Annotated in this window: 14 protein-coding genes; 9 read left to right on the top strand and 5 right to left on the bottom strand. The window is 67.2% G+C overall.

Annotation, left to right across the window (positions count from 1 at the left end; translation table 11 throughout):
- Nucleotides 1-80: 80 nt before the first annotated feature.
- Nucleotides 81-1,226 carry an FAD-dependent oxidoreductase gene (locus tag K8O92_22755; protein UAK30705.1) on the top strand — a complete coding sequence of 382 codons (1,146 nt, stop codon included), beginning with the start codon at nt 81-83 and terminating at the stop codon, nt 1,224-1,226.
- Nucleotides 1,227-1,603: 377 nt separating this feature from the next.
- Here K8O92_22755 and K8O92_22750 read toward each other — a convergent pair whose 3' ends face one another.
- Nucleotides 1,604-2,155, bottom strand: a complete 552-nt coding sequence (locus K8O92_22750) for a TetR family transcriptional regulator (protein UAK30704.1) — start codon at nt 2,153-2,155, stop codon at nt 1,604-1,606.
- A gap of 128 nt (nt 2,156-2,283) precedes the next feature.
- Here K8O92_22750 and K8O92_22745 point away from each other — a divergent pair, with 128 nt between their 5' ends.
- Entirely contained in the window at nt 2,284-3,036 is a 753-nt protein-coding gene (locus K8O92_22745; protein ID UAK30703.1) for a hypothetical protein, read from the top strand.
- A gap of 193 nt (nt 3,037-3,229) precedes the next feature.
- On the opposite strand, the gene K8O92_22740 is transcribed toward K8O92_22745, so the two are convergent.
- On the bottom strand, nt 3,230-3,457 hold the full coding sequence (locus K8O92_22740; protein UAK35884.1) for a helix-turn-helix domain-containing protein: 228 nt from the start codon (nt 3,455-3,457) through the stop codon (nt 3,230-3,232).
- Nucleotides 3,458-3,606: 149 nt separating this feature from the next.
- On the opposite strand from K8O92_22740, the gene K8O92_22735 reads away from it, so the two are divergent.
- From K8O92_22735 to K8O92_22720, 4 genes are all read left to right on the top strand, one after another.
- The gene (locus K8O92_22735) at nt 3,607-3,924 is read left to right on the top strand and encodes a hypothetical protein (GenBank protein ID UAK30702.1); all 318 of its coding nucleotides are present in this window, start codon (nt 3,607-3,609) and stop codon (nt 3,922-3,924) included.
- Complete coding sequence (locus tag K8O92_22730; GenBank protein UAK30701.1) at nt 3,921-4,061, top strand: hypothetical protein; 141 nt, start codon at nt 3,921-3,923, stop codon at nt 4,059-4,061. Before K8O92_22735 ends, K8O92_22730 begins: the two co-directional genes overlap by 4 nt.
- Before the next feature lie 952 nt (nt 4,062-5,013).
- A complete protein-coding gene (locus K8O92_22725) occupies nt 5,014-5,772 on the top strand; it encodes a serine/threonine protein phosphatase (GenBank protein UAK30700.1) in 759 nt (252 codons plus the stop codon).
- A gap of 123 nt (nt 5,773-5,895) precedes the next feature.
- Nucleotides 5,896-6,378 (top strand): adenosine-specific kinase, encoded by a 483-nt coding sequence (locus K8O92_22720; GenBank protein ID UAK30699.1) that lies wholly within the window; start codon nt 5,896-5,898, stop codon nt 6,376-6,378.
- 37 nt (nt 6,379-6,415) lie between these two features.
- On the opposite strand, the gene K8O92_22715 is transcribed toward K8O92_22720, so the two are convergent.
- Nucleotides 6,416-6,778, bottom strand: coding sequence for a metalloregulator ArsR/SmtB family transcription factor (locus K8O92_22715; GenBank protein ID UAK30698.1), 363 nt, complete (start codon nt 6,776-6,778; stop codon nt 6,416-6,418).
- A gap of 93 nt (nt 6,779-6,871) precedes the next feature.
- On the opposite strand from K8O92_22715, the gene K8O92_22710 reads away from it, so the two are divergent.
- Nucleotides 6,872-9,031: a heavy metal translocating P-type ATPase gene (locus K8O92_22710; protein UAK30697.1), complete on the top strand. Its 2,160-nt coding sequence runs from the start codon at nt 6,872-6,874 to the stop codon at nt 9,029-9,031.
- On the opposite strand, the gene gndA is transcribed toward K8O92_22710, so the two are convergent.
- Together gndA and K8O92_22700 are read right to left on the bottom strand one after the other, a co-directional pair.
- Nucleotides 8,919-10,364 carry an NADP-dependent phosphogluconate dehydrogenase gene (gndA, locus tag K8O92_22705; protein UAK30696.1) on the bottom strand — a complete coding sequence of 482 codons (1,446 nt, stop codon included), beginning with the start codon at nt 10,362-10,364 and terminating at the stop codon, nt 8,919-8,921. The two genes, K8O92_22710 and gndA, sit on opposite strands and share 113 nt — an antisense overlap.
- 151 nt (nt 10,365-10,515) lie before the next feature.
- Nucleotides 10,516-10,962, bottom strand: a complete 447-nt coding sequence (locus tag K8O92_22700; protein UAK30695.1) for a MarR family transcriptional regulator — start codon at nt 10,960-10,962, stop codon at nt 10,516-10,518.
- A 178-nt stretch (nt 10,963-11,140) separates the two neighbouring features.
- Here K8O92_22700 and K8O92_22695 point away from each other — a divergent pair, with 178 nt between their 5' ends.
- Nucleotides 11,141-12,370 (top strand): TetR/AcrR family transcriptional regulator, encoded by a 1,230-nt coding sequence (locus K8O92_22695; protein UAK30694.1) that lies wholly within the window; start codon nt 11,141-11,143, stop codon nt 12,368-12,370.
- A gap of 216 nt (nt 12,371-12,586) precedes the next feature.
- Nucleotides 12,587-14,422, top strand: a complete 1,836-nt coding sequence (locus K8O92_22690; GenBank protein UAK30693.1) for an acyl-CoA dehydrogenase — start codon at nt 12,587-12,589, stop codon at nt 14,420-14,422.
- The last annotated feature ends 80 nt before the right edge of the window (nt 14,423-14,502 follow it).

Below are 14,502 nucleotides of genomic sequence, written 5' to 3'. Positions count from 1 at the left end.
ACTTCTCGGTCATCTATCGACAACCGTGAATTCGCCCCCCTTTCTCCGATCCCGAAAAGTGTTGAACTCGAGGAGCCGTCATGAACAATCCGATAGCGGAAGTGCTGATCGTCGGAGCGGGCCCGGTCGGCCTGACCGCGGCGGTTGTACTGGAACAACGGGGACACGACGTTGTGATCGTCGACCGGCAGGCCGAGGGCGCCAACACCTCCCGCGCGGCCGTGGTACACCCGCACACCCTGGAAATACTGGAGCCCTACGGCGTGGTCCCGGCCCTGGTGGAGCGCGGCGTGCACACCCCGACCTTCACGATCCGCGACCGGGATCGCCTGCTGATGGCGATTCCGTTCAACGAGCTTCCCACCGCCTACCCGTACACGCTGATGATCTCCCAGGCCGACACCGAGAAATTCCTGCTGGATCGGCTCACCGCACTGGGCGGGAAGGTCACCCGCCCGGCCACGGTCACCGGGATAACGCAGGAACCGGATTCGGTCACCGCGACCCTTTCGGAAGGCGGGCCGCTTCATGCGCGCTACCTGCTGGCGGCGGACGGCATGCACAGCCTGGCGCGGGAACGGTCGGGAATCGGATTCACCGGCGGCACCTACGCCGAATCGTTCACCCTCGCCGACGTCCGCCTCAGCGGCGGAGTACCCACCGACGAGGTCATCCTGTTCTTCTCACCGGCCGGGCTGGTAGTGGTCGCGCCGCTGCCCGACGACAGATTTCGGATCGTGGCGACCGTGGACGAGGCACCGCAGGACCCGGATATCGCGTTCGTGCAGGGATTGCTCGATGAACGCGGCCCGCAGGCCCACCCGGTCGTGGTCGAAGAAGTGGTGTGGGGGTCACGTTTCCGCGTCCACCACCGGATCGCCGACACCTTCCGCCACGGCCGGGTCCTGCTCGCCGGCGATGCCGGGCACGTGCACTCACCGGCAGGCGGCCAGGGAATGAACCTCGGTATCGAGGACGCCGTCACGGCCGCGACGACGCTGTCCCGGGTCCTGACCGGTGAACCGGAAAGCCTGCTCGATGAATACGCCGCCGCTCGGCGCCGCACCGCCGCAACCGTGGTATCCACAGCGAGCCGGCTCACCGACCTGGCCACCGCCTCCGCGCGGGTGCGACCGATGCGCAATACCGCTATGGCGCTGGCAGGTAAGGCCGCGCCCGTGCGGAACCGGTTGGCGTGGCGCCTGTCCGGACTCGACCGCCGCTGAGAACCTGGCCACCTCGAACTCGGAGAGTCGAGGTGTACGCGATACGGCAGTACGAGTTCGGTGCGCCGGAACGGCTGGTGTGCGCGTCGGTACCCGACCCGGTGCTGGGTGCATGGCAGATACCGGTCGAGCTGCACGTGGCCGGGGGGCGCACCGGATCGATTCGGTGCTCCCGCCGGAGACGCCCGGCTCCGGTTCCGCCGCCGCGGGTGCCGATGACGCTGGGGCAAGAGGTGGCCGGTGTCGTCACCGGGCTGGGCGTCGAGGTCGATGGGCGGTGGCTGGGCCGGCGTGTGGTGGTCCCTCTCGGAGCCGGTTACACCGTACCGGCCGTGGCCGATACCGCTGGTCTGCACGAAATACCCGACAGCGCAGAATTATTGCGTACCGACCAGGTAGCGCTGCAGTGTGGGGCCGAGCCATTCGATGATGGCTTCGCGGGAGAGGTCGACCACCGGCGGAATGAGCAGCACATACCGGCACAGCGCCAAGCCGAGTGCCTGGGAGGCCGCGAGCCCGGCCCGGGCCGGAGCCCCGGCGGGATCGCCGGTGAGCTCGGCGATCATCGGGACCAGTTGAGCGGCGAAGATACCGCGCATCCGCTCGGCGCTGTCGGTATCGGTGACCGCGGTCCGCAGCAGGATCCGCAGCACCTCGTCGCCCTCCCACCGATCGGCGATATGGGCGGCCAGGGCCTGGCCCACTTGGTCGGACGGCAGGACTGTCAGGTCGGGCAGTTCCAGGTCCAGATCCACTGCATTGGCGAACAATTGCTGTTTGCTGCCGTAGTAGCGCATGACCATGGACGGATCGATGCCGGCATCACCGGCGATCGCGCGGATCGTCGTGCGGTCGTACCCATCGGCGGCGAACCGCTCCCGGGCGGCCTCCAATATCACGGCCTTGGTCTGCGCCGACGACCTTCTCATGTCCCGCAGTGTATACCAACAACCGTTTGCAAACGGTTGTTGACTTCCCGGAGTCATGGGTCCATGATGGTTGCCAACGCTCGTTGGCAAACGAGTGTTGACAGAAAAGGCGAGAATGGAGTGCGAACATGCGCATCGTGAACGAACACCTCAACCCGAGTCAGGCCGCACTGGTCGCACCGAGCGGCACCGGATATCTCCTGCTCGCAGCCGAGGTCGACCGCCGGCCGATGTTCCTGCCCGGCAGCCGAGCCAAGGCTCGCCTGATCCGCGAGGCCAAAACGGTCACCGCGGAGCTCGAGCGGCTCCCGGAGGTCGTGCGCGCCACCGTGTTCCGAGGATTCGCCCACCTGGTCTTCGGCGAGAATCACCGCTTGCTGCGCCGCGCGGTCGCCGCGGATCGGCTGCGACCGGCCCGCTACGACGTGGTGATTCTCGTCGAGGTCACTAGCCCCGCAATGATCGACACACTGCGGACCCACGCCCACTACCGTCGACTCACACAGCTCGTCGTGGCCGGGGCCCGGCGTACCTTCGAACTTGCTGCCGCCAACCCGCGCAATATGGGCGATGTCGACGCCACGCGGCAAGGGGTGTTCCTGTTCAACTTCTTCTACGGGCAGGAGGAAAAGGAACTCGTCCCGGTGTGGGAATACACGGCGGGATGGTGGGCGGTCAACACCGGGCTGGACAACTCCCGGGTCATGCAGCCGCTCCCCGGGGAATCGCGCGACTACGGCATCATCAACCACTGCCGGTGGGACCGCCTGCGCGACGTGGCGCCGAAGATGATCTTCCGGCCCTCGTTCCGGCGGTTCGTCCTGGCCAACTTCGCCGCCAACGACATCTCCGCACAACCCGCCCTCTACCGGCTGGCATGACTCTCGGCCGAACAACTGCGCCAGGCCGATCGCTGCGAGCGTGGGAGCACCCGGGAAGGGCGACTTGTGTGCTCGAAGCGGTCGGCCGCGCGAGTTCTGTCGCGCTTCGCCGTCGAGCCACAGCACCACCTCGACGCAGTTACCAGCAGGAGGCACTGGAGGAGCGCGGTCCGCGTTGCCGGAGTCGGGGTGATCACCGCTGATCGAGACCGAGCTGCTCGGAGATCATCAGCGCGACTTCGGTTTCGAGCCGGTTGACCGTCAAAGGGCGGCCGAGCACTTCCTCGGCCCTGCGTATCCGGTAGTGGACGGTGTTCTTGTGGACGTGCATGCGCGCGGCGGCGTCGGTGAGACTGCCGCGGACGTCCAGATAGGTTTGCACCGTTTCGCGAAGGCGTGCGGTCGTCGTATCGTCGCGCATGAGGTCGCCCAGTACTCGATGCCCCCAGGCTTCGGTGTCGGGTAGGTGATCGATGAGCAAGCTGGCCAGAGCGACTCGGGAGTGCAGGCGGCGATGCTCACGACCGCGACCGGGAAGGAACCGTTGACGGTGGTGATCGATGAACAGAATTGCTGGGCCTGGATATCTCCAGCGGCAAGCCTTCGCTCGACACCGGGCGGCTCGAACGAGATCTGCACCGGCGGCCGGGGATTCGCATCGCGATCGGCGATCCCGCAACCGGGCTGGCTGGCTTCCGGCAAACCTTCCGCGATGCCCAGCGTGCCCGCAACCTCGCCCTGGTAGCCGATCCTTCCCGTGCGCTGACACTCTGGTCAACGCCTACATCGACCGGGTTATCGAAGGCGTCATCGACATCTACGAAAACGAACGTCGTCGCTGGGACGCGCGTTCGGACAGCACCCGTGCGGCGCAGATCCGCGCGGTGATCGACACCGAAGACCTCGACCTGGCCTCCGCTGAACAGATGCTGACCGCCTCCCTGCGGGGCTGGCACATGGCCGCCATCATCTGGGTGCGCAAGCTTGCGGCCTCATCCGCCGACCTGCGGACGCTGCGTCTATAGGCTTACGGCGCGTTTCCGAGCGACCACCCCACCCCGCAAATGTGAAACCTGCTAGCACCAAGGAGACCGCGGTCAGTGCCCACCAAAACGTATGACGGTCCGGATTCGAGGTCAGGGCTGTGATCACAAAGTTGCCAGCCAACCCGGCGAATACGCCAAAGAATGCGAGCCACACCCCGTCCCAGCCGGGTCCGTTTACCGCAGCGTACGCCTTGTTTACATGACTGACGTCGACCACAGGAGCACCCTCTTTGCGGGCAAGCTTGATGGCCTTGATGCCAACTGTTGCCACGAGTTCGTCTGAGGCCGTTATGAGGCGGAGCTCAGCGGCTCGCTTGAATCCAGAGATCGAATTATGCACCCCCAGCTCGCTGTTGATGCGGACGATTGCGCCTTGTGACGTTATCGGCGTGTGGCTTTGATCAGGGTCGACCAGAGGGAGGTGAGCGGAATTCGGTCAGACATCGTCGACCGATGCCGCGGCCTCACGATGAATCAGTCGTGGGATTCGATGACCTCTACAGTGCACGCCCGCGAGTCGTACAATTCCCATCCCCTTTCGCTACCCCACCACGATCATCGAGACGCCGGTTGGGGTGGCACACTGTGCAACAGCAACCATTGATCAACGCGGCCGCGTCAGCGATAGATCGGCCATGAAGCTCACAGTTCCGCCCCAATCCATGGAAGCCTCAGTGACTTCCGAAGACGTCAGTACAGCGCTGCAAAGGTACAGGAGTGATCGATCATCGCTCGGCTTCCCGGACTCGGTCGAGGATTCGTTCCGGGCGGCGAACAGGGTGACTTCGTGGACCGGGATCCTCCGTAACGCGATCGAGAGCTTTTTCTCAGCGTTCACACGGCAAAATTTGGCCGCGCCCAAAGAATGAAGCGGTCTCCTTGGAGTGTGCTGGTCGGCAGCACCCGCAGCCCAACCCGAGGAGACCAGCAAATGCGAACCGGCACCACCGCGAGCATGCCGCGGATCAAGACCTCGTGGCTGCTCGGCGCCATGGGCGCCTCGGCGAGCCGGCGCGCGTCGCGGTCGATCAACGCCGACGCGGTAGGGACCGAAACCAACGCCACGACCGGGGCGACCGCGTTCGTCGTCGCCGACGGCGTCGGGGACCATCTGCTGGCTGCCCGGGCGGCCCGCACGGTCGCCGCGGCGGCGGCGCGGTTCGGTGCACGCGAGGGGGCGCGGGCGGGCATCATCGCGGCCCAGCGGGAACTGCTGCGCGAGGTCCCGGAGCCGTCGGCCGACAGCGTGCTCGTCGTCGCAGTGCTGCCCGCCGCCGGTCGGCCCGATGGGCCCTGTGAGGTGGCTTGGGTGGGTGACTGTCGCGCTTACCGGTGGAACGGCCGGGTACTGCACCAGATCACCACCGATCACACCGTCGCCGAGATGTGCCGAGCTCGCGGACGCGTTCCTACGCCACGCATGGGCCATCTCGTCACCACCTCCGCCCGCACCGCGCGTCCGGACGAAATCGGCTACGCCGCGACCGGGTCGAGCACGGGCAGGCTGCTGCTGAGCACCGACGGAGTGCACAAGCCACTGAGCATCGCCACGATCAAGGCGATACTGGCGGAAGGCGACACGGCGCACGCCATCGCGAACACCCTGGTGGACGCCGCCGTTCTGGCCGGAGGGAAAGACAACGCCACCGCGCTGGCCGTGGACTTGCCCTCCCGCGCCGCCGACTGCTGAATCCGGCATCCAGCGAGACCGGCCCCCACCCCGGCAACTCGTCGGGACCGAGGCGTTCGCGACGCGAACAATATATATGTCGAAATGCTATGAATCTTCGCCGGAAGGGCGCAGGATGTCGCCGTGGAGTTGACAGCCGTGCGCATCGACAAACCGGATGATCTCAACGTCATCATCGGACAGTCCCACTTCATCAAAACCGTGGAGGACCTGCACGAAACCCTCGTGGGGGTCGGACCTCACCTGCGGTTCGGGCTGGCGTTCTGCGAGGCTTCCGGACCACGCCTGATCCGTCACTCCGGCAACGACGATTCGCTGGTCGAGCTCGCCACGAAGAACGCGGCGGCGATCGCGGCGGGACACTCGTTCATCGTCTTCCTCCGCGAGGGCTACCCGGTCAATGTGCTCAATGCCGTGAAGCAGGTCCCGGAAGTGTGCGGGATCTTCTGTGCCACGGCCAATCCCGTGGAAGTCCTCATCGCCGAGTCCGAGCTGGGGCGAGGAATCCTCGGAGTCGTCGACGGTTCCGCGCCGCTCGGCGTGGAAAGCACCGACGACCAGGCGGCCCGCAAGCAGCTACTGCGCCGGATCGGCTACAAATTGTGAAATCCACGGCGCGATAGTCGCCCGGCCACCACGTCGGTCAGCCCACGGCCTCGGGGCGGTCGGACAACCCGAGGCGCAGATGTTCGCTGTGATAGATCGCCTCGTCCAGCAGTTGGGCGACGTGATTGTCATAGAGGCTGTAGACGATGCTGCGGCCGGTGCGCGTTCCCGTGACCAGACCCAGGTTGCGCAGAAGCCGAAGCTGGTGTGACACGGCGGACTGCTCCATGCCGATGGCGTCGGCCAGCGCACTCACCGACACGGGCCCTTGGCGCAGCTCGGTGAGGATCATCAACCGGCTCGGGGTGGCGAGCGCTTGCAGCGTGGTCGCCACATGCGCGGCCGATTCCGGGTCCAGGCGCGCGACAGGCCGGTCCCTGCCTTCGACGCCGTGTCCCATAGCTGACCAGCATACTCTAGGAACAAATGAAGACGTGTTCATGTTTTCTGATATGGTCGGGCGGTCTGTTCGTCGTTGTCTTGGAGGTGCCCTGTGGCCGCGCCGACTCTCGCGCCGACCCGTCCGACTCCGGCATCCGCTCCCGCGCCCGCGCGCCGGACCCGGCTGTTCGCCTTGCCGGAGGTCCGTTGGGCCGCGGTGGCCGCGCTGCTGTTCCTGGCCGGCCTGGCGGTGCAGCTGACCGATGGCCCGCAATGGGTGTGGTGGGGTCTGTACCTGGCTTGTTACGCCGCGGGCGGATGGGAACCGGCCTGGGCGGGATTGCAGGCACTGCGGGACAAGACGCTCGATGTCGACCTGCTCATGGTCGCCGCGGCGATCGGCGCCGCGGCGATCGGCCAGATCACCGACGGCGCGTTGCTGATCGTCATCTTCGCGACTTCCGGCGCACTGGAAGCGCTGGCCACCGCCAGGACCGAGGACTCGGTGCGCGGACTGCTCGACCTCACGCCGGACACCGCGACCCGGGTCACCCGCGATGGTGACGAGGAGACGGTGAACGCCGCCGAACTCGAAGTCGGGGATGTCGTCGTGGTGCGCCCCGGTGAGCGGATCGCCGCGGACGCGACGGTGGTCTCCGGCGGCAGCGAGGTCGATCAGGCCACCATCACCGGTGAGCCGCTGCCGGTCGACAAGACCGCGGGCGACGAAGTGTTCGCGGGCACTCTCAACGGCACCGGCGCGCTGCGTATCCGCGTCGATCGCCGGGCGCAGGACTCCGTGGTCGCCCGGATCGCCGCCCTCGTCGAGCAAGCCGCCCGAACCAAGGCGCGCACACAGCTTTTCATCGAGAAGGTGGAACAGCGGTACTCGATCGGCATGGTCGTGGTCACCCTCGCGGTGTTCGCGATTCCCCTGCTGCTCGGAGAAACGCTGCAGCGGGCGCTGTCGCGAGCGATGACGTTCATGATCGTCGCCTCCCCCTGCGCGGTGGTGCTGGCCACCATGCCGCCGCTGCTGGCGGCCATCGCCAACGCGGGCCGCCACGGCGTCCTGGTCAAGTCCGCGGTGGTCATGGAGAAGCTCGGCGCCACGACGCACGTCGCCTTCGACAAGACCGGAACCCTGACCCGCGGCACCCCGGTACTCGCCGAGATCCACCGCGTGGACGAACGATTCGACGAGAGCGAGTTGCTGCGGCTCGCGGCCGCGGCCGAGCGTTCGAGCGAGCATCCGCTGGCCGCGGCGATCGTGCGCGCGGCCCGCGTCCGGGATCTGGAACTGCCCGACGTCACCGAGTTCACCGCATATCCCGGTCGCGGCGTGACCGCGCTCGTCGGTGACCGCCGCATCGGCGCCGGCTCCCCCGCCACGGCAGGACCGGCATCGGACGGCATCGCGCGAACCATCGTCGACACCGTGCAGGCGAACGGCTACACCGCTGTCGTCGTGACCTGCGAGCACCAGCCGATCGGTGTACTCGCCCTCACCGACCAGCTGCGGCCGGAAGCGGTGGCGGCCGTCCGCGCTACCACCACCTCGATCGGCACGGCGCCGGTGCTGCTGACCGGCGACAACCGCGCCACGGCCGACCGGCTCGCCGCCACGGCCGGCATCACCGACGTGCGGGCCGGGCTACTGCCCGACGACAAGGTGACCGCGGTGCGGGAACTGCAGGCCGACGGGCGGAAAGTGACCGTGGTCGGTGACGGCATCAACGACGCCCCGGCCCTCGCCGCGGCCGAGGTCGGCATCGCGATGGGCGGGGCCGGGTCCGACCTGGCGATGCAGACCGCGGACGCCGTGGTCGTGCGCGACGATCTGACCACGATCCCGGCGGTGATCGCGTTGTCCCGGCAGGCGCGGCGCGTGGTGATCGCGAACTTGACCATCGCCGCCACGTTCATCGGCGTGCTGGTCGTCTGGGACCTCGCCGGCACCCTGCCCCTTCCGCTCGGCGTCGCCGGACACGAGGGATCCACCGTCATCGTCGGGCTCAACGGGCTGCGCCTGCTCCGCCGGGCGGCATGGGAACGCGCCGCCGGTACCCCCGTAGCTGACACGGTCCGCGGCCACGGAGTATGCGCCGATGTCGCAGTGCGGGCTCGCCCGCACTGCGACACTGTGACCGGACCGGCAATCAGTCGGCGCGAACCTCGCCGCGATCGCCGCTCCACAGCGTGTGGTACTTGCCTTCGGCGTCGACGCGTTCATAGGTGTGGGCGCCGAAGTAATCACGCTGCGCCTGGGTGAGCGCGGCCGGGAGGCGCTCGGCGCGCAGGGCGTCGTAGTAGGACAGGGACGACGCGAACGCCGGTACCGGGATTCCGAGCAGGGTCGCGGTGGCCACGACACGGCGCCAGCTGTCGGTGGCGGTCTCGATCGCTTCCCGGAAGTACGGCGCGAGGATCAAGCTCGGCAGTGCCGGATTCTCGTCGTAGGCGTCCTTGATCCGGTTCAAGAAGCGGGCGCGGATGATGCAGCCGCCGCGCCAGATCGTCGCGAGGTCGCCGGGGCGCAGATTCCAGTCGTATTCGACGCTGCCCGCGGCGATCTGGTCGAAACCCTGCGCGTAAGCGACCACCTTCGAGGCGTAGAGCGCTTGCCGGATGTCCTCGGTGAACTGCTCTACGTCGGTGGGCTTCTCGGCCAACCGGCCCGAAGCGAGCCCCTTGGCGGCCTTGCGCTGGTCGCGGGAACCGGAGAGCGCTCGCGCGAACACCGCTTCGGCGATTCCGGTCACCGGCACGCCGAGGTCGAGCGCGGACTTCACCGTCCAGCGCCCGGTGCCCTTCTGCTCCGCCGCGTCGACGATCACGTCCACCAGCGGTTTGCCCGTCTTCGCGTCCACCTGCTCGAGGACTTCGGCCGTGATCTCGACGAGGTAGCTCTCCAGATCGCCGGAGTTCCACTGGGTGAACACATCGGCGATCTGTTTGGCGTCGAAGCCCAGCGCGTCGCGGAACAAGTGGTAGGCCTCGCCGATCAACTGCATGTCGGCGTACTCGATGCCGTTGTGCACCATCTTGACGAAGTGCCCGGAGCCGTCGGGACCGATATGGGTGCAGCACGGCGTTCCGTCGACCTTCGCCGCGATGGATTCCAGCAGGGGACCGAGCGAGTCGTAGGACTCCTTCGGGCCGCCCGGCATGATCGCGGGGCCGTTGAGCGCACCCTCCTCGCCACCGGAGATGCCGGCGCCGACGAAGTTCAGCCCGCGCTCGCGCATCGCCGCTTCTCGCCGAATGGTATCGGTGTAGAGGGCGTTTCCACCGTCGATGATGATGTCGCCCGGTTCCATCGCGGCCGCCAGTTCCTCGATGACCGCGTCGGTCGCGGCGCCGGCCTTGACCATGATCAGCACCCGGCGTGGCTTCTCCAGCGCGGCGACGAACTCCTCGACCGTCTCGGTGCGCACGAAGTCGCCGTCGTCACCGTGGGCCTCGAGCAGTGCGTCGGTCTTGGCGACGGTGCGGTTGTGCAGCGCAACGGTATAGCCGTTCCTGGCGAAGTTCCGTGCGATGTTGCTACCCATGACCGCCAGACCGGTGACCCCGATCTGTGCACGCGCTGTAGAGGTCGGCATCGATCAACTCTCTTCGTTCGACAGGGCGGCGCGTCCGCGCGAAGCTGTTCGGCGGCTGCATCGTGGAGTCCGTTCCACGACGCTTCAGACCTTACCTACCCCGCCCGCGCGGGCACGGAAGGCATCGCGAGCCGCATCCGGTCCGCCGCGCTCACCCGTAGGCGATGCGTTCGAGCAGTTCCAGTGCCTCGCCGACCTTGTGCAGCTCGCCGGAGGGCAAGCTCTCGGACAAGACCTGCGCCAGAACGTCGTTCGCCGACGCCTGATGTCCGCACACCCAGGCGCGGCCTTCGTCGGTGAGGGTCAGATTCACCCGGCGCCCGTCGTTCGGATCGCGCACACCGACGATCAGGCCCTGATCGCGCAGACCGTCGACCACGTTGCGCATGGTCTGCGGTCGCAGCATCTCCAGTCGTGCCAGGTCCACCGCGGCCAGGGCGCCGTACCGGTGCAGGCGCCCCAGCACCGCCCACTGCGTCGCGGACAGCCGCCGTTCATCGGGATCCCTTCGCGCGCGCCGCAGAATCACGGTGGACGCGATGCGCAGCCGGGCAGCCATGGACGACAGCGCTGCGGCGTCCGCGGTGTCAGCGCTCACGGGCGGCTCCCTCTGCTTATCTGATCGACGACGATCCCGGTCGGTGATGGCTCGGGAAGCCTACTCGACAGTAGCTTCGGAACGTCGCTTATGACGAAATCGTCACACAGGCGAGGGTTCCCACACCGACCCGTCCCCCACGCCGCCACAGACACTCCGATGCGCCACACTGACCGCGATGCGCACACAGGCCGACAGCAGACAGCCACGGCGGAGACCGCCGCATCGGCGCCAGATGATCCTGGATGCCGCGGCCGACGCGTTCACGCACGGCGGTTATTACGGCACGACGATGGCCGACATCGCGGCGGCGGTCGACATCTCCGCGACGGCGTTGTACCGGCACTTCCGCAACAAACAACAGCTCTTGGGACAGTGCCTGCTGGTGGGCCTCGACGACACCCTGTACCGGGTGGACGCCGCGTACCGCGCCGACGATTCCGGCGACGCGGTCCTGGCGGCGCTGGTGCGGGTGGCGCTCGAACTGCGCGGCTTGCCGAGGCTGTGGCAACTGGAGTTCCGCAACCTGACCCCCGCCGACAAAACCGCCGTGCTGGTCCGGGCTTCGCGCATCACCCGGTACCTGCGACGCACGATTCGCCTGCGCAGGCCGGAACTGAGCACCGCCGACGTCGAACTACTCAGCTGGTGCGTGCTGTCGATCGCGGTCAGCCCCTCCTACCACCGCGCCGAGTTGCCCGCTCCGGCCGCCGCGCAGGTGCTCGACGCCGCCGTCGCGGCGGTGATCGCCACCGAGCTGCCCGAGCATCCGGCGGGCCATGCGCCGAACCGGCAGCCGCGCACGGAGACCGGCAACATCGCGCTCGACCGAGCACTGCGGTCGGAGCGGATGCTCGCCGAAGCGGCGCGACTATTCAGCACCCGCGGCTATGCCGCCGTAGGCATCGAAGACATCGGCGCGGCCGTCGGCGTCACGGGTCCTGCCTTGTACCACCACTTCTCGAGCAAGGCCGAGCTGCTGGACCAGATCGTCCGACGGCAGGACGAGTGGCTTCGGCTGCTGCTCGCCCGGGCGATCGCCGAGGGCCGCGGCGCCGAGGAGACAATGCGCTCACTCCTGCGCAGCTTCGCGCAACTGGGCGTCGACGAGCCCGATCTGCTGGCCATCACCGTCAGCGAGACCCGGCATCTGCCGGGTGACGCGGTGCAGCGCTATCGGAGGGTGCGCTTGGACGGCATCGCCCAGTGGGCCCGCATGCTGCAAGCCGTGCGGCCGGACTTGCCCGCTCCGGCGGCGCGGGTGCTCAGCCGTGCCGTCACCACCGTGGTCATCGATGCGGTACGCAACCCACGCTTCCGCAGGCGCGGCGATCTCGTCGACGTTCTCGTGACGATCGGAGAGCGGATCGAAACGGCCGGAATCCATGGGCGAATTCCCGCACAGTGATTTGTGCCACTTATTGGTCATTAACTTAACCATGCCAATTGCGCGCTATCAGCGGATTTTATGCAGCGGTCATTCAATCATTTACTTAGTAGTCATTAACATCGGATTGCTTTCGCATGTTCGGTGCCGCACAGTGTGCCGGGGGCGATCACCCATCCGTGCGCCCGCCTGATCCCTTGCCGGTACACCGGCCGTTTTGTCGAAAGGCCCTGGCCCGTGAGCCATTACAAGAGCAACGTGCGTGACCTCGAGTTCAACCTGTTCGAGGTGTACGGACTGGACGACGTCCTGCGCACCGGAGCGTTCGGTGACCTGGACGGCGACACCGTGCGGTCGATGCTGGCGGAGGCCGCGCGCCTGGCCGAAGGACCGGTGGCCGAGCCGTATGCCGACACCGATCGCAATCCACCGGTGTTCGATCCCGCCACCCACTCGGTCAGCCTGCCGGAATCGTTCAAGAACTCGGTGCGGGCGTGGTACGACGCCGACTGGTGGCGCGTCGGCAAGGCCGAGGCGATCGGCGGTGTACCCGCGCCCTCGATGGTCAGCTGGGCGATCAGCGAATTCGTCCTCGGCGCCCAGCCCGCGGCCTACCTGTACCTGACCGGTCCGTCGATGGCCCATATCATCCACGGCATCGGCACCGACGAGCAGAAGAAGTGGGCGCAGATCGCCGCCGACCAGGGCTGGGGCGCCACCATGGTGCTGACCGAGCCCGACGCAGGCTCCGACGTCGGAGCGGGCCGCACCAAGGCGCTCGAGCAGGAAGACGGCACCTGGCACATCGAGGGCGTCAAGCGGTTCATCACCTCCGCCGACTCCGACGATCTGTTCCCCAACATCATGCACCTGGTACTGGCCCGCCCCGAGGGCGCCGGACCGGGCACCAAGGGCCTGTCGCTGTTCTTCGTGCCGAAGTTCCACTTCGACCCCGAGACCGGTGAGCTGGGCGAGCGCAACGGCGTGTTCGTCACCAACGTCGAGCACAAGATGGGCCTCAAAGCCTCCGCCACCTGCGAGGTCACCTTCGGCGGCCACGGCATCCCCGCCAAGGGCTGGCTGGTCGGCGAGGTGCACGACGGCATCGCGCAAATGTTCGAGGTCATCGAGGAAGCGCGGATGATGGTGGGCACCAAGGCCATCGCGACCTTGTCCACCGGCTATCTCAATGCCCTCGAATACGCCAAGGCCCGCGTGCAGGGCAGTGATCTGACCCAGATGGCGGACAAGGCCGCGCCGAAGGTCCCCATCACCCGGCACGCCGATGTGCGGCGGTCGCTGATGATGCAGAAGGCGTACGCCGAAGGGCTTCGCGCGATCTACCTCTACACCGCAGGCCATCAGAACGATGTTGTCGCTCAGCACATCTCGGGAGCGGACGCCGAATTGGCCGCTCGGGTCAACGATCTGCTGCTGCCGATCGTCAAGGGTGTCGGCTCCGAGCGCGCCTACCAGTACCTGACCGAGTCGCTGCAAACCCTGGGCGGCTCCGGCTTCCTGCAGGACTACCCGATCGAGCAGTACATCCGCGACGCGAAGATCGACTCGCTCTACGAGGGCACCACCGCCATCCAAGCGCAGGACTTCTTCTTCCGCAAGATCGCCCGTGACCGCGGCGTCGCGCTGGCCCATCTCGCGGGCAAGATCCGGGACACGGCGCACTCCACCACCGGCAACGGCAGGCTCAAGGTCGAGAAGGTCCTGCTCGCCACCGCGCTCGAAGACGTGCAGGACATGGCGGGCCGATTCACCCAGCACCTGCTCGCCGCGCAGGAACAGCCCACCGAGTTGTACAAGATCGGACTGAACTCCGTCCGGTTCCTGCTCGCCGTCGGAGACCTCCTCGTCGCCTGGCGACTCATCGTCGCCGCCGAAATCGCCTCGGCCGCACTCGATGCCGACCCCGGCGACCAGGACCGCGCCTTCTACCAGGGCAAGATCGCCGTCGCGTCGTTCTTCGCCAAGAACGTCCTCCCGCACCTCAGTGCGGATTGGTCGGTCATCTCCGACGTGGACATCAGCGTCATGGAACTCGACGAAGCCGCGTTCTGAGCCGGCCCGGATCCCACGACCGACGGGCTCTCCCCTGGCGGTCACCGCGGAAACCGCGGCCGGTATCACCGGCCGCGGTT

Source organism: Nocardia asteroides (assembly GCA_019930625.1).
In the GTDB taxonomy this organism is placed as follows: domain Bacteria; phylum Actinomycetota; class Actinomycetes; order Mycobacteriales; family Mycobacteriaceae; genus Nocardia; species Nocardia sputi.
The sequence above is the reverse complement of the archived record's forward strand: the minus strand, read 5'-3'. Positions and strand labels throughout refer to the sequence as shown.

Bases quoted from the DNA above. Each gene is read 5' to 3' on its own strand.
- K8O92_22725 (UAK30700.1), top strand. From the start codon at position 5,014: ATGCGAACCGGCACCACCGCGAGCATGCCGCGGATCAAGACCTCGTGG.
- K8O92_22715 (UAK30698.1), bottom strand. From the start codon at position 6,778: ATGGGACACGGCGTCGAAGGCAGGGACCGGCCTGTCGCGCGCCTGGAC.
- K8O92_22750 (UAK30704.1), bottom strand. From the start codon at position 2,155: ATGAGAAGGTCGTCGGCGCAGACCAAGGCCGTGATATTGGAGGCCGCC.
- K8O92_22695 (UAK30694.1), top strand. From the start codon at position 11,141: ATGCGCACACAGGCCGACAGCAGACAGCCACGGCGGAGACCGCCGCAT.
- gndA (UAK30696.1), bottom strand. From the start codon at position 10,364: ATGCCGACCTCTACAGCGCGTGCACAGATCGGGGTCACCGGTCTGGCG.
- K8O92_22755 (UAK30705.1), top strand. From the start codon at position 81: ATGAACAATCCGATAGCGGAAGTGCTGATCGTCGGAGCGGGCCCGGTC.
- K8O92_22745 (UAK30703.1), top strand. From the start codon at position 2,284: ATGCGCATCGTGAACGAACACCTCAACCCGAGTCAGGCCGCACTGGTC.
- K8O92_22740 (UAK35884.1), bottom strand. From the start codon at position 3,457: ATGCGCGACGATACGACGACCGCACGCCTTCGCGAAACGGTGCAAACC.